Below are 13,826 nucleotides of genomic sequence, written 5' to 3'. Positions count from 1 at the left end.
TGTTGCAACACACGCGCAAAGCGTTGCTCGGGCGCGTAGAAAGCCCAGCGTCAACGAGAGGTTCCCTCATCCCTATGCCGGTCACAGGGATCTCGAGCCTTTCCGCAAGAACTGCGGGGCCAACCCAGGTCCTTGGGCTGAAATGCCCTTCTACCTGACGGACGTCCGTTCGCTGCATTGCGGCACAGGGCCGGAATGAGAGGAGAACGGTGTGTGTCTCCCGTCAAACAGGCATGCTCGATGCGGTGCCAACATGGAAAAGGCCGCTGCAAGCAGCGGCCTCTTTGATGTTCATGGAGCGAACCATTCTCAGGCGCGCAGCACGCCGCCGGTCGTCTTCGTCACGTTGGCGACGATCTTGGCGGTCAAAGCTTCGAAATCCTCGTCCGTCAGCGTGCGCTCGACCGGCTGGATCGTCACTTCGATGGCGATCGACTTCTTGCCTTCGCCAAGCGAAGCCCCTTCGAACACGTCAAAGACGCTGACACCGGTCACCAGCTTGCGGTCGGCACCGGAGGCCGCACGCAGGATCACGCCTGCCTCGACGCCCTTGTCGACGACGAAGGCGAAGTCGCGCTTGACCGCCTGGAAGGGCGAAAGGTCGAGCGCCGGCTTGGTGCGGGTCGCCTTCTTCTTCGGTTCCGGCATGGCGTCGACATAGATCTCGAAGCCTGCGAGCGCGCCGGAGACGTCGAGCGCCTCGAGCGTCTTCGGGTGGAATTCGCCGAAGGAGCCGAGCACGATCTTCGGCCCGAGCTTGATCGTGCCGGAGCGGCCGGGATGATACCAGGCGGGGCCACCGGCTTCGAACTGAACATTGCCCATCGGCACGCCGCAGGCCTCAAGCACGGCGATGGCATCGGCCTTGGCGTCGAAGACGTCGACCGGCTTGCCGCCGCCCTTGGCGGCGTTCGACCAGAGGCGACCGGAACCGGTGAGCGATGCGGTGCCGCGGCGCACGCCGCCGGCGACCCGGCGCTGCTGGTCCGGGCTGTCGCCCTCATAGGTGCCGGAGACTTCGAAGAGCGCAACGTCGCCAAAGCCCTTGTCGGCGTTGCGCTGGGCCGCCGTCAGCAGGCCCGGCAACAGCGACGGACGCATGTCGGACATGTCGACGGCGATCGGGTTGGCGAGCTTCAAGGCCGGCGAACCACCGCCGAAGAGCTTTGCCTGATCTTCGGAGATGAACGACCAGGTGACGGCCTCCAGCATGCCGCGGCTTGCCAGCGCGCGCTTGGCAAGCCGCGTGCGGATCTGCAGGGTCGTCAGGATCTTGCCGTTGACGGTGCCGTGGCTCGGCAGCGGGGCTGCAACGATATTGTCGACGCCGTGGATGCGCATCACTTCCTCGACGAGATCGGCCTTGCCGTCGACATCAGGGCGCCAGGACGGCACCGAAACCTTGACGCGTTCGCCCGAACCCTCGACGCCGAAGCCGAGCTTCTTCAGGATCGTCACGCTCTCCTCGGACGAGACTTCAAGTCCGGTCAGGCGCTTGACCTCTGACATCGGGAAATCGACTGTTTTGGCGGTATAGCCGGCATAGCCGACGATCTCGGCCCTGGCGGGCGTGCCGCCGCAGAGCTCGACGACCAGCTCGGTGGTGCGCTCGAGACCGGGCACCATGTATTCCGGGTCGACACCACGCTCGAAGCGGTAGCGCGCATCGGTGATGATACCGAGCGTGCGGCCGGATTTGGCGATGTTCATCGGATCCCAGAGCGCCGATTCGATCAGCACATCCGTGGTGTTCTCGTCGCAGCCGGAGTGTTCGCCACCCATGATGCCGCCGATCGACTCGATGCCGCTTTCGTCGGAGATGACAACGTTGTTGGCGCCGAGCTTGTATTCACGCTGGTCGAGCGCCAGCACGGTTTCGCCGTCCCTGGCGCAGCGTACCGTCAGGTTGCCCTCAACCTTGGCGGCGTCGAAGACGTGCATCGGCCGGCCCTGGTCGAAGGTCATGTAGTTGGTGATGTCGACCAGCGCGTTGATCGGGCGAAGACCGATCGACAGCAGCCGCTGCTGCATCCACTTCGGCGACGGGCCGTTCTTGACGCCGCGCACCAGGCGCAGGCCGAAGCCCGGGCAAAGATGGCGGTCTTCGCCGAGGTCGATCGTCAGCTTGGTCGTGGTCTCGCCTTCGACCGCAAAGCTCGGCGACGGGCGGGTCTTCAGCGTACCGAGGCCGGAGGCTGCAAGATCGCGGGCGATGCCGTAGACGCTGGTGCAATCCGGACGGTTCGGCGTCAGGTTGATCTCGATCATCGGATCGTCGAGGCCGGCATAGGCGGCATAGCTCGTACCGACAGGCGCGTCCTCAGGCAGGTCGATGATGCCGTTGTGGTCCTCGGAGATTTCAAGCTCTTTTTCGGAACACATCATGCCGTGGCTTTCGACACCACGAATGTTGCCGACGGAGAGCGTGACGTCGATGCCCGGCACGTATGTGCCGGCGGCGGCAAAGGCGCCGACGAGGCCGGCGCGCGCGTTCGGCGCGCCGCAGACGACCTGGATCGGCGCGCCCGTTCCGGTGTCGACCTTCAGCACCCGCAGCTTGTCGGCATTCGGATGCTGCTCGGCGGAAACGACCTTGGCGATGACGAACGGCTTGAAGGCGGCCTTGTCGTCGACGTCCTCGACCTCGAGCCCGATCATCGTCAGGCGCGCGCAGATCTCTTCGAGCGTGGCGTCGGTTTCAAGGTGATCCTTGAGCCAGGAAAGCGTGAATTTCATGATTTCACCTGTGTCCTAATTTTTCGCGATCAGGCCGAAAGACCGCCGAACAGCGTCGGCATGTCGAGCGGGCGGAAACCGTAATGGTTCATCCAGCGGACGTCGGCGTTGAAGAAGTCACGCAGGTCCGGCATGCCGTATTTCAGCATGGCGATGCGGTCGAGGCCCATGCCCCAGGCAAAGCCCTGGTACTCGTCCGGATCGAGACCGCCGGAGCGCAGGACGTTCGGGTGGACCATGCCGCAGCCGAGGATTTCCATCCAATCGGTGCCCTCGCCGAACTTGACGATCGGGCCGGAGCGGTCGCACTGGATGTCCACTTCGAACGACGGTTCGGTGAACGGGAAGAAGGACGGGCGGAAGCGCATCGTCACCTGGTCGACCTCGAAGAAGGCCTTGCAGAACTCTTCCAGCACCCAGCGCATGTTGGCGACGTTGGCCGACTTGTCGACGACGAGGCCTTCGACCTGATGGAACATCGGCGAGTGGGTGGCGTCGGAATCCTGGCGATAGGTCTTGCCGGGGATGATGATGCGGATCGGCGGGTCCTGCGCCTCCATCGTGCGGATCTGCACGGGCGAGGTGTGGGTGCGCAGCACCTTGCGCTCGCCCTTGTCGTCTTCATTGAAGAAGAAGGTGTCGTGCATCTCGCGGGCCGGGTGGCCTTCCGGGAAGTTCAGCGCCGTGAAGTTGTAGTAGTCGGTCTCGATATCTGGACCTTCGGCGATCGAGAAGCCCATGTCGCCGAAGATGGCGGTGATCTCGTCGACGATCTGGCTGATCGGGTGAATGCGGCCACGCTCGGCCGGCGACGAGCGCACCGGCAGGCTGATATCGACGGTTTCGCGCGCCAGGCGCTCGGCGATCGCCAGGTCCTTCAGCGCCGACTTGCGGGCGGTGATCGCGTCGGCGACCGTGGTCTTCAGCGCATTGATCTGGGCGCCGCGGGTCTGGCGTTCTTCCGGCGTCATCGTTCCGAGCGTCTTCAGGAGCTCGGAGATCGAGCCCTTCTTGCCAAGCGCACCGACGCGCACCGCCTCGATCGATCCTTCATCGCCAGCGGCATCGATGTCCGCCAGCAGTGTCCGTTCCAGTGTTTCCAGTTCGCTCATTCTGTCCTGCCTCGATGCGGGAATGGGTTCGGTTCTATATCGGTATTTGTCTTCAGGATTGTGATTGCGTAACGCCCGCCAGATAGTCCGTCGCCGCTACGAAGCGCACCAGATCCTGGCCGTTCTGGATGCGCAGGAGAAAGCGCGCCAGCGGCAAGAGCCGCGCGAAGAAGGGCATGATTTCCGCGAGTGCGACCGCGGTTTGCGCCGGAGCGGCAAGCTTCCAGGCCACGAAGGCCCGGTCCAGCGTCTCCGGCTTCAGCGCGCGGCTGGCGATCTGCAGGAACAACAGCCAGACATCGCGTGCCTGGGCGGTGGCAAGCGGCATGACGGCAGCCGGTTCTTCCTCGAAATCGAGGAAGCAGAACTCGCCGTTTTCAAGGATGAAATCGCGCGGATGCGGGCGGCCGTGGCAGAGACCCGCCGCATGCAGCCGGCCAAGCTCGACGGCGCAGCGCACCAGCAGCGCATCGTGAGCATCGGCATCCTTGTCGCGAAGCGCGCTCATCTGCTTGCTGACCGGCAGGCCGAGATGGGAAAGCACCAGTGCCATCTTGCCGCGGTACAGGATCTCGGGCGTCCTGAAACCGGCGGCGGAAAAGGCCTCGATCTGCCGGACCTCGCGGTCGAGCATGCCCTGCGGATCGAGAATGGGCGCCGGCCTGAGGATGGTGACACCGCTCAGGCGCGCGGCGAGCCATTGCAGGCGCTGGCCGATACGGGGGCCGAGGCGCTGGTAGCGCTTGATCCAGACAGCGCGATCCCCAAGCTGGCAGCACTCGACACGGGACGATCCGCAGGCAAGTGCTGCCAGCAGAGCCGCCATGTCCTCGTCGTCCAGCTGCGGAACCGCATGCGGTCCTTTTCGATCGTCGTGCACCTTCATCTCGCCAAATAAGAAAAACCCGCGCTAGCCCTGCCAGCGCGGGTTTCCCAACAAATTCAAGAACGGTTTTGGGAAAACGCTGGCTTAACGAACAGCGCTTTCAAACTCGTTGGTCGTGCCGGCTTCCTTGAGGTAGGCAAGTGCCTTCTTGGAAGCTTCGACGAGGGCGCCGAATGCTGCCGGCTCATGGATAGCCATGTCGGACAGAACCTTGCGGTCGACTTCGATGCCAGCCTTGTTCAGGCCGTCGATGAAGCGGCCGTAGGTCAGGCCGAATTCGCGGACGGCAGCGTTGATGCGCTGGATCCACAGAGCGCGGAAGTTGCGCTTGTTGACCTTGCGGTCGCGGTAAGCGAACTGCTTGGAACGATCAACCGCAGCCTTTGCAGCGCGGATGGTGTTCTTGCGGCGGCCGTAGAAGCCCTTGGCTGCCTTGAGTGTCTTCTTGTGCTTGGCGTGAGCGGTTACGCCGCGTTTTACACGTGCCATGTCATGATCTCCTTAACGTGTCCAAAATGCCTGAAAGTCTTAGAGACCGTTGGGCAGGTAGTTCTTGATGACCTTCTTGCCATCGGGCTCCGCGAGAACCATGGTTCCACGTGCGTCGCGGATGAACTTGTTGGAACGCTTGATCATGCCGTGGCGCTTGCCGGCGGCTGCTGCACGAACCTTGCCGGTTGCGGTGATCTTGAACCGCTTCTTGGCAGACGATTTCGTCTTCATCTTGGGCATTTTGCTACTCCATTGTTCTTAAGAATGCGAAACGGACAGACGAGGTCCATTTCCAGCGTTAAGAACGGCCACGGCATGCCCTGCCGGACCGTTCGGACGGGGGCTTATACCCGGACATCCCGAAAAGCGCAACCGGTGAATCGCAGAAGCGTCACAGAACCGACATCCGGCCTCAAACGGGATCGCGCGAGCGCTTTCGGCCGCCGGACGTTTCGAAGGCCAGCACCGCCTCCAGCCCGCCGAGCGGCGAACGCCCGAGCGTCAGCGTCGCGCCATAGGCATCGGCGATATCGGCGCTGATGGCAAGACCGAGGCCGGTTCCGGGCACGGCGCCGGCCTCGCCGTCCACGACGCGGCCGCCGCGCCGCATGACCCTTTCGCGGTCCCCCTCTGCGATACCCGGCCCATCGTCGCCGACGACGATCTGCAATCGATCCTCGATGCGTGTCGCCGAGACGCGGATGCGCGAGCGCGCCCACTTGGCCGCATTGTCGAGCAGGTTGCCGAGGCATTCGGCGAGATCGGCCGGATCCATATCGAGCGACAGGGAAGGATCGATCGCCATGTCCCAGACGATGTGCCGTTCGGCGGTAACCGGATGCAGCACGCTGACGAGCTTGCCCGCCATGCCTGCGACCGACGTCGTCACCATGCGTTCGACCCCCATACGGGCGGCCTGGAGCTGGCGATCGGCGCGCTGGCGCACGAGATCGACCTGCTGCAACGCCACCCGACGCTCGGCATCGGGCAGCCCCTCGGCAAGCTGCGCAAGCACGGTCAGCGGCGTCTTCAGGCCGTGGGCGAGATCGCTGGCACGGGCGCGGGCGCGCTCGACGGCGGTTTCCCGTTCGGCCAGGAGCAGGTTGATCTCGTTGACGACGGGGCCGACCTCGCTCGGGCCGGCCGAACCGAAATTGCGCTCGCTGCCTGCGCGCACGAGGGCTGCCCGTTCGCGTAACTTTCGAAGCGGCGCAAGCCCGAGCGCGCCCTGCAGGAAGGCGGCACCGGCAAGGACCGCGGCGGTTGCGAGCAACATCAGCCGCATCCGACCATGAAAGGCGTCAAGCGCGTCGTCGAGCTCCTTGCGGCCGAAACCGGCCTGAACGGAGAAGCGCTCGGCATCAGGTCCATCGCCGAGGGAAAGCGCCTGCCCGTGAACGAGCATCGGCGCACCGTCAGGTCCTTCAAGCTCGACGAAGCCCTCGTAATTGCCCGTCGACCGGGCCTGGGTATCGATGACGGTATCCCACAGGGATCGGGACCGGATAGGCGCGCCTGTCGCCGGGGCCAGCTGCCAGTAGCGACCGCCGGCCGGCAGCGAAAAGCGCGGATCCGCAGGCTCGCGCGGCAAGGCGATCTCGCCATCGCTGACGACCACCTGGGCGGCAATCGTATCGACGATGGTCGCCATTTCAGCACGGTAGCGCCCGACGACATAATCGGTAAACAGCCGCGACAGCGAAAACCACACCACAAGCAGCACCAGGCCGATGGCGATCAGCGCGCCAATCGCCAGCCGCAGCCGAAGCGAGCGGATCATCTGCCGTCATCCGGAAGCAGGTAGCCGAAGCCGCGCCGCGTCTCGATCGCCGAGCTTTCGGTCTTTTTTCGTACGCGTGCGATCATCGCCTCGACCGCATTCTTGGCAGCGTCATCCTCGCGGCCCTGGACGTGACTTGCGAGTTCGAGCTGGGTCAGAACCTGGCCCTTACGCTCCACGAACAGCGCGATCATGCGATATTCGAGCGGACTCAGCTCCAGCACCTCGCCATCGAAGGTGACGCGCCGGGTCGCCTCGTCGAGCGTGAAGCGGCCGGCCGAGCGCACGGACTGAAGCCGCGGACCGGCGCGCCGAAGCAGCGCACGCAGGCGCGCCACCAGCTCCTCGGCGCGAAACGGTTTCGGCAGGTAATCATCGGCGCCGGCGTCGAAGCCGTCGACCCGCTCCATCCAGGAGCCGCGGGCCGTCAGCACGAGGACCGGTGTTTCCAATCCCGCCTGGCGCCAGCGCTTGAGGATCGACAGGCCGTCCATGCCCGGCAGGCCCAGATCGAGAATGATGGCGGCATACGCCCCGTGCTCGCCCTTTTCCCACACGTCGGGTCCGTTGGCGAGCGTGTCGACCCCGTAGCCCTCGGCCTCCAGTTTCGTCACCACATGGGCGGCGATATTGCGATCGTCCTCAGCCAGAAGAATGCGCATCCTGCCCTCAGAATCCGAAGATGTTCATGAATTTGCCCGTGCGCGCATCGATGCGCAGATTTCGGATCGTCCCCTGTCGGTCGCGCGTGCGCAGCCGATAGACCTCGTCCCCGTCGAGGCGCCGCAGATCGACGGCAATGACGGTGCCGTACTTATCCTCATCGACAAGCCGAAGCACATCCTTCAACGGCAGGATGCGGCCCTTTGCGACGCCATCGCGGGCGCGCTCCTGGTCGCTGCGCCGGCCGCTGCCGGAATTGTCGTCGTCGTCATCATCGTCATTGTTGTTGTTGCCACCATGGCCACCCCCGCCCGGCCCGCTGTGGTCGTCGTCGTCATCGTCATCGTTGCCATGCCCGCTGGAGCCGCTGCCGCCATGTCCGCTGCCGCTGCCGCTGTTGTCGTCGTCATCGTCGTCATCCTTGGCAAACGCCGAAAGCCCGCCCGGCTGCGGGCCGAGCGAGAGCAGCAATGAGGCGCAAAACAGCGCCACCAGGGTTCGACGTTTCATCGGCATCGTTTCGTCAGTTCCACATTCTCCCGCATTCGAAGGCGGTTCCCCGGTTTCGTCGTCGGCGTTTCGGCATCGCAAGACGCATTTTCTGCCCGCACGATCATCTCCCGCTTGCGCCCAGCACAGACAGACTGACCCCAGGCACCGTCAAGCGCAAGAGCGCGACGCTTGCAACGTCAGCCCGAACAGGCAAAAGCGCATGACCCCCTGCGTCGCTTCCGGCGCGGGGGGTCATGCGTTCATTGGGCCACTCCGCTGGGCGGGCGTTAAGCGAAATGAGCCCGTCGTTCCGGTGCACTACGGGGGCGGAAGCACCGGACATTCGCCGTTCAGATCACCGCGCCGAGGCGGGCACGATCGAAACGCTGGTAATGGGACCCGGATTGCGGCGGGCGTCGCCGCCATGTGGCTCGACCTTCACCACGCGCTGGCCGTGTTCGAACTCGACTTCCACCTCGAGCACGCGGCCGAGATTGTCGACGGCGATCAACGAGCCGTCGCGCAATCCGCGCAGGCTGTCTTCCGACACGTTGAGCGTCATTTCGTCCCGATCGTCGCGATCGCGATCGTCGTTCTGGTCGTCGCCGTCGTCATCGTCGCGATCATGCCGGCCGCGGTCGTCGTCATCATCGTCATCATCATTGTCGTGGCCGCCGCCAGAACCGCGGTTGCCGCCACGATCGTCGTTGTCGTCGCGATCGTCATTGCCGCCGCGACCGCTGCTGCTGCTGTCGTCGTCATCGCCGCCGTGGGCAAGCGCCGCTGTGGCAAACGGATGCGCCGGACCGGCGGCAATCAGGGAGGAGGCGACGGGCGCCGATACCAGAGCGCAAACGCCCATGGTGGAAACAAGCAAGGCCTTTCGAAGCGTGGCGGTCATGATCTCTTGTCCTTCTCCCGATTTCGATGATGGGAGAATGGCATGGCGCCACTGACAGCTCGCTGAGCCCGGTTGTCAGCATTCTGTCAGCAAAGCGGCGAGGACCTGAAACGCAAAAAGCCGCCCCATGGGCGGCTTCCTACCTGATCGCGTCTCCGGGCACTGTGCCCGGACACCTTGAGGTCAACGCGGCGCGAGGACCATCATCATCTGGCGTCCCTCGAGCTTCGGCTCGGCTTCCACCTTGGCGATCGTCTGGGTGTCGTCCTTGACCTGAAGCAGGAGCTTCATGCCGAGTTCCTGGTGCGCCATTTCGCGGCCGCGGAACTTCAGGGTCACCTTGACCTTGTCACCTTCCTCGAAAAAGCGGTTCATCGCGCGCATCTTCACTTCATAGTCATGCGTGTCGATGTTGGGACGCATCTTGATCTCTTTGATCTCGACGATCTTCTGCTTCTTGCGCGCTTCGGCCGCCTTCTTCTGGTTGGCGTATTTCAGCTTGCCGAGATCGAGGATCTTGCACACCGGCGGTTCGGAGTTCGGTGCGATCTCTACCAGATCAAGACCGGCCTCTTCCGCCATGCGGAGCGCCTGGTCGATCGGGACGGCACCGATATTCTGGCCTTCGGCATCGATAAGCTGAACCCGGGGTACCCGGATTTCCTTGTTTGAGCGCGGTCCCTCCTTGACGGGGGCGTCCGTTTTGAACGGTCTGCGAATGGTCGTACTCTCCTCGAGCTGTTTACGAAATACGGTTCAATTTCTGGTCGGCGCGGCCTTGGCCGAAAAGCTGCAATCAGCCACCGACGGCAATGTGTGAATTGCGACGGGAGAGTCAATAGCATGGCTCGCAGGGAAAATCACCACCTGTCGAAGCCAAGACGAATCTGTTTTAGAAAGAAATTCGCCGCCAATCCGGGCATTTGGAGAGAAATGACATGCAAACGACGCCAGCCGAAACCGAAACGACCTTCCTCGAGGTTGGCACGGACGCCGCCCGTCGCCGCATCGCCATGCGGATCCTGCGCGGCCAGACGGCTTCCGATCGGCCGACGCTCGTCTGGCTCGGCGGCTATCGTTCCGACATGACCGGAACCAAGGCCATAGAGGTCGAGCGGCTGGCTCGCGAGAGAGCAACCGACTGCGTCCGCTTCGACTATTCCGGCCACGGCGCTTCCGGCGGCGCCTTCAAGGACGGCACGATCTCGCGCTGGCTGGAAGAAAGCCTTGCCGTCGTCGACCACGCAGCCCCCGGGCGTCGTCTGATCCTCGTCGGCTCGTCGATGGGGGGCTGGATCGCGCTCAGACTGATTGAAGAACTGCGCAAGCGCGGCGTGGGCGAATGCGTCGCCGGGCTGGTGCTGATCGCCCCGGCCCCGGACTTCACCGCCGAGCTGATCGAGCCCAACCTGACCGAGATCGAGCAGCGCTCGCTTCAAGAGCGCGGCTATTTCGAAGAGCCCTCCGAATACAGCCCCGAGCCCAACATCTACACGCGCGCGCTGATCGAGGACGGCCGCGACAACCGCGTGCTCGTCGGCACGATCACCACCGGCTGCCCGGTGCACATCCTCCAGGGCATGCGCGACCCCGACGTGCCCTACACGCACGCGCTGAAACTGATGGAGCATCTTCCCTCCGATGACGTCGTCATGACGCTGATCCGCGACGGCGATCATCGTCTTTCACGCGAGGAAGACATTGCTAAAATGAGACAGACGATCGGCAACATGCTGCCTTCGGCTTAAGCCGCAAGGTCAGCGCCCGACATCCACCTACCCCCTGCTCAACAGGCGCCTTGTGCTGCAGACCCCCTGCAACGCAAGGCTTTGAGCTGCATTTCGGCAACGGCCTTAACCATAAAGCCCGATGCCCGAATCAGTAGATTGACTCTCCTCCCCCAACGCTATTAACTCTTTATTAACGATTAGAGCGGCGTGAAACGGAAGATCCGAACAAGCCGCCAGCAACTCAGGATTGCGCGAATACGTCCGAACATGAAGAGTTCGGCATACCGCGTTACGCAGGGGACATGAATGGCGTCTTGGACTGGAGTTAAGGGAAGTATCGCGGCGTTTTGCGCACTTTTCATTTCAGCGAACACGGCAATTCCCGCCCAGGCGGGATCCTCTCCTTGGATGCAGACCGGCTCCGTTACCTCGCAGCCGATCGGACATTACGAGTTCTGCCAGAAGCACAAGAGCGAATGCAGCGTCAAATCGAAGACGAGCGTGGCGCCGCGCGTCACCGAGCGCGGCTGGGCGACAATCCGCCAGGTCAACGCCCAGGTGAACCGCGAAATCACGCCGGTCACAGACCAGGAGCTCTTCGGCAGGGATGAGGTCTGGGCCTATCCGCAGGACGCCGGCGACTGCGAGGACTTCGTTCTCGAAAAGCGCAAGCGCCTGATGCGCAAGGGCTTCTCCGCCAGCGAACTTTTGATCACGGTCGTTCGCAAGCCTGACGGCGAAGGCCACGCGGTCCTGACCGTGCGCACCGCCCAGGGCGATTTCGTGCTCGACAATCTCGAAAATGGCGTGAAGCTCTGGACCCAGACGCCTTACCGCTACCTCAAGCGCCAGGCTTCGTTCAACAGCGGCCGCTGGGTCACCATCGACAACGGCGCCGAAGTCGTCGTCGGCTCGGTCGGCAACTGATAGCCTCCATCTCTCCGTCATCCTCGGGTCAAGCCCGAGGATGACGGAGAGACACGGCAGGCAACCAAGTTCATCACTTTACCAGGGCCGGTCGAACCGGCCCTTTTTGCGTTTCAGCCTGCGGCTGATCAGGCGTTGCCGATCAGGATGCCCGCGGCGAGCACCAGGCCGCCGCCCAGCACGACCTGGAATGCGGCGCGCAGGAACGGCGTTTCCATGTAGCGGTTCTGAATGAACGCGATCGCCCAGAGTTCGAAGAAGACGACGACTGCGGCCGTGATGGTCGCGGTCCAGAAATGCGGGATGAGATAGGGCAGAGCGTGGCCAAGGCCGCCGAGCGCCGTCATGATACCCGAAGCAAGACCACGCTTGATCGGTGATCCGCGTCCCGAAAGCTTGCCGTCGTCATGCGCGGCCTCGGTGAAGCCCATGGAGATACCGGCACCGACAGAGGCCGACAGGCCGACGAGGAAGGTCTGCCAGGTATCCTGGGTCGCAAATGCCGCCGCGAAGATCGGTGCCAGCGTCGAGACCGAGCCGTCCATGAGGCCTGCGAGACCCGGCTGGACGTAAGTGAGGATGAACTGCCGACGGGCGGTCTGGTCCTCCTCCTCGCGCACGTCGTCCGGTGTGTGCTTTTCACCCAGCCTGCGGGCAAGCGATTCATGCGACTTCTCCGCGATGGCCAGATCGCCCAGCAGCTTGCGTGTCGCCGCGTCCTGGGTCCGGCCCGCCGCCTCGACATAGAAGCGGTGCGCCGTCTCCTCCATCGCCTCGGCTTCTGCGCGCGCCTTCTCGATCGGCATCTCGGCAATCAGCCAATCCGGCTTTCGATCGGGGAAATCGCGCACATGTTCGCGCCGGATCAGCGGGATGCGGTTGCCGAAGCGCTGGACATGCATGTCGATCAGCCATTGCCGGTGGTGGCTCTCTTCCTCCGCCATTTCCTCGAACACTTTTGCCGAGTGCGGATACTTCTCCCTCAGCGCATCAGCATAGGCGAGATAGATGCGGCCATCGTCCTCTTCCGACGAGATGGCGAGTGCCAGGATTTCCTGTTCGTTGAGCGAGAGAAAGGGACGTTTTGAGCGGGAGAAGAGGCGGGAAAACATCGGCGAAAACCTTCTTTAGAATAATTCTAAAATAGAAACCGCAACCGTGCGCGTCAAGGCCAAAGCCGTGCAATCACGCGACAATCACTCGACAGAGTGTCGCGGCTCGGACACCATAGACGTGCATGCTAAATCCCTTCCCACCACTGGAGCGATCGCCTCCATGAGGACCATCTATCCGCTTTCACAAAGCAAGGATACGTTTCTGGACCGGTTCGGCGCCCGCCTCGCCGCACGGCTGCAGACGCAGACACTCGGCTATGAGCCCTACACGCCCTCCGACCCGGAAACGCTGGCGCGCACGCTGCGTCCGGGCGACGTTTTGCTGATCGAGGGCAACCAGAAGGTTTCGGCCGCGATCAAGTATCTGACGCAATCCACCTGGTCGCATGCGGCGTTCTTCGCCGGCGACCAGATGCCGCTGACGCTCGATCAGGCAACCCTGCCGGTGATCGAACGACCGCAGTTGATCGAGGTGAATATCGGCGAAGGCTGCGTCGCCGTGCCGCTAAAGAAATACGCCTCGTTCAACACCCGCATCTGCCGGCCGGTGGCGCTGACGCCAGACGATCGCTCGGCGCTGGTAGGCTTCATGATCTCCCGGCTCGGCATGAAATACGACCTGAAGAACATTCTCGACATGCTGCGCTATTTCATGCCGACACCGCCGGTGCCGGTGCGCTGGCGACGGCGTCTTCTGGCCTTCGGTTCGGGTGATCCGACGCGGGCGATCTGCTCGACGCTGATTGCCGAAGCCTTCGAGCGGATCCGCTATCCGATCCTGCCGGAGGTCACGCGCGCACCCGGGCGCGCCGCCGCCACGTCCACCTATTCACGCGAAGAGATCCTGCATATCCGCCACCACTCGCTCTACACGCCGCGCGATTTCGATCTTTCGCCGTTCTTCTCGATCGTCAAACCGACGCTCGAATTCGGCTTCGACTACAAGCGATTGCGCTGGAACGGCGACTGACCGACATGACGCCGGCCAGATG

General features: G+C 63.4%; 14 protein-coding genes. 3 read left to right on the top strand and 11 right to left on the bottom strand.

Features of this window, described 5'->3' with window-relative positions; all coding sequences use genetic code 11:
- Positions 1-309 precede the first annotated feature (309 nt).
- The 10 genes from pheT to infC form a co-directional block, all read right to left on the bottom strand.
- Entirely contained in the window at positions 310-2,736 is a 2,427-nt protein-coding gene (gene pheT / locus RTP54_RS01050; RefSeq protein WP_312360228.1) for a phenylalanine--tRNA ligase subunit beta, read from the bottom strand.
- A gap of 29 nt (positions 2,737-2,765) precedes the next feature.
- Positions 2,766-3,848 carry a phenylalanine--tRNA ligase subunit alpha gene (pheS, locus tag RTP54_RS01045; RefSeq protein WP_077503122.1) on the bottom strand — a complete coding sequence of 361 codons (1,083 nt, stop codon included), beginning with the start codon at positions 3,846-3,848 and terminating at the stop codon, positions 2,766-2,768.
- Positions 3,849-3,900: 52 nt separating this feature from the next.
- A complete protein-coding gene (locus tag RTP54_RS01040) occupies positions 3,901-4,728 on the bottom strand; it encodes a serine/threonine protein phosphatase (RefSeq protein WP_312360222.1) in 828 nt (275 codons plus the stop codon).
- A gap of 90 nt (positions 4,729-4,818) precedes the next feature.
- Positions 4,819-5,223: a 50S ribosomal protein L20 gene (rplT, locus tag RTP54_RS01035; RefSeq protein WP_025425551.1), complete on the bottom strand. Its 405-nt coding sequence runs from the start codon at positions 5,221-5,223 to the stop codon at positions 4,819-4,821.
- A gap of 39 nt (positions 5,224-5,262) precedes the next feature.
- Positions 5,263-5,466, bottom strand: a complete 204-nt coding sequence (gene rpmI / locus RTP54_RS01030; RefSeq protein ID WP_025425550.1) for a 50S ribosomal protein L35 — start codon at positions 5,464-5,466, stop codon at positions 5,263-5,265.
- Positions 5,467-5,638: 172 nt separating this feature from the next.
- Positions 5,639-7,006: a sensor histidine kinase gene (locus tag RTP54_RS01025; protein ID WP_312360189.1), complete on the bottom strand. Its 1,368-nt coding sequence runs from the start codon at positions 7,004-7,006 to the stop codon at positions 5,639-5,641.
- Entirely contained in the window at positions 7,003-7,668 is a 666-nt protein-coding gene (locus RTP54_RS01020) for a response regulator transcription factor (protein ID WP_112809229.1), read from the bottom strand. The genes RTP54_RS01025 and RTP54_RS01020 overlap by 4 nt, the downstream gene beginning before the upstream one ends.
- A 7-nt stretch (positions 7,669-7,675) precedes the next feature.
- Positions 7,676-8,179 (bottom strand): hypothetical protein, encoded by a 504-nt coding sequence (locus RTP54_RS01015; RefSeq protein WP_312360183.1) that lies wholly within the window; start codon positions 8,177-8,179, stop codon positions 7,676-7,678.
- A 337-nt stretch (positions 8,180-8,516) separates the two neighbouring features.
- Entirely contained in the window at positions 8,517-9,062 is a 546-nt protein-coding gene (locus RTP54_RS01010) for a hypothetical protein (RefSeq protein ID WP_112809231.1), read from the bottom strand.
- A gap of 183 nt (positions 9,063-9,245) precedes the next feature.
- On the bottom strand, positions 9,246-9,782 hold the full coding sequence (gene infC / locus RTP54_RS01005) for a translation initiation factor IF-3 (RefSeq protein WP_077503129.1): 537 nt from the start codon (positions 9,780-9,782) through the stop codon (positions 9,246-9,248).
- A 218-nt stretch (positions 9,783-10,000) separates the two neighbouring features.
- Here infC and RTP54_RS01000 point away from each other — a divergent pair, with 218 nt between their 5' ends.
- Both RTP54_RS01000 and RTP54_RS00995 read left to right on the top strand, forming a co-directional pair.
- Positions 10,001-10,810 carry an alpha/beta hydrolase gene (locus tag RTP54_RS01000; protein ID WP_312360181.1) on the top strand — a complete coding sequence of 270 codons (810 nt, stop codon included), beginning with the start codon at positions 10,001-10,003 and terminating at the stop codon, positions 10,808-10,810.
- A gap of 288 nt (positions 10,811-11,098) precedes the next feature.
- On the top strand, positions 11,099-11,719 hold the full coding sequence (locus tag RTP54_RS00995; RefSeq protein ID WP_112809233.1) for a transglutaminase-like cysteine peptidase: 621 nt from the start codon (positions 11,099-11,101) through the stop codon (positions 11,717-11,719).
- Between the two features lie 128 nt (positions 11,720-11,847).
- On the opposite strand, the gene mbfA is transcribed toward RTP54_RS00995, so the two are convergent.
- Positions 11,848-12,831, bottom strand: coding sequence for an iron exporter MbfA (gene mbfA, locus RTP54_RS00990; protein ID WP_112809234.1), 984 nt, complete (start codon positions 12,829-12,831; stop codon positions 11,848-11,850).
- Positions 12,832-12,994: 163 nt separating this feature from the next.
- Here mbfA and RTP54_RS00985 point away from each other — a divergent pair, with 163 nt between their 5' ends.
- Positions 12,995-13,804, top strand: coding sequence for a lipo-like protein (locus RTP54_RS00985; RefSeq protein WP_112809235.1), 810 nt, complete (start codon positions 12,995-12,997; stop codon positions 13,802-13,804).
- Positions 13,805-13,826 lie beyond the last annotated feature (22 nt).

The sequence above is a fragment of the Ensifer sp. genome, assembly GCF_031989085.1.
In the GTDB taxonomy this organism is placed as follows: Bacteria; Pseudomonadota; Alphaproteobacteria; order Rhizobiales; family Rhizobiaceae; genus Ensifer.
The sequence above is the reverse complement of the archived record's forward strand: the minus strand, read 5'-3'. Positions and strand labels throughout refer to the sequence as shown.

Bases quoted from the DNA above. Each gene is read 5' to 3' on its own strand.
- pheT (WP_312360228.1), bottom strand. From the start codon at position 2,736: ATGAAATTCACGCTTTCCTGGCTCAAGGATCACCTTGAAACCGACGCC.
- pheS (WP_077503122.1), bottom strand. From the start codon at position 3,848: ATGAGCGAACTGGAAACACTGGAACGGACACTGCTGGCGGACATCGAT.
- rplT (WP_025425551.1), bottom strand. From the start codon at position 5,223: ATGGCACGTGTAAAACGCGGCGTAACCGCTCACGCCAAGCACAAGAAG.
- rpmI (WP_025425550.1), bottom strand. From the start codon at position 5,466: ATGCCCAAGATGAAGACGAAATCGTCTGCCAAGAAGCGGTTCAAGATC.
- RTP54_RS01025 (WP_312360189.1), bottom strand. From the start codon at position 7,006: ATGATCCGCTCGCTTCGGCTGCGGCTGGCGATTGGCGCGCTGATCGCC.
- RTP54_RS01020 (WP_112809229.1), bottom strand. From the start codon at position 7,668: ATGCGCATTCTTCTGGCTGAGGACGATCGCAATATCGCCGCCCATGTG.
- RTP54_RS01015 (WP_312360183.1), bottom strand. From the start codon at position 8,179: ATGAAACGTCGAACCCTGGTGGCGCTGTTTTGCGCCTCATTGCTGCTC.
- RTP54_RS01010 (WP_112809231.1), bottom strand. From the start codon at position 9,062: ATGACCGCCACGCTTCGAAAGGCCTTGCTTGTTTCCACCATGGGCGTT.
- RTP54_RS01000 (WP_312360181.1), top strand. From the start codon at position 10,001: ATGCAAACGACGCCAGCCGAAACCGAAACGACCTTCCTCGAGGTTGGC.
- RTP54_RS00995 (WP_112809233.1), top strand. From the start codon at position 11,099: ATGGCGTCTTGGACTGGAGTTAAGGGAAGTATCGCGGCGTTTTGCGCA.
- mbfA (WP_112809234.1), bottom strand. From the start codon at position 12,831: ATGTTTTCCCGCCTCTTCTCCCGCTCAAAACGTCCCTTTCTCTCGCTC.
- RTP54_RS00985 (WP_112809235.1), top strand. From the start codon at position 12,995: ATGAGGACCATCTATCCGCTTTCACAAAGCAAGGATACGTTTCTGGAC.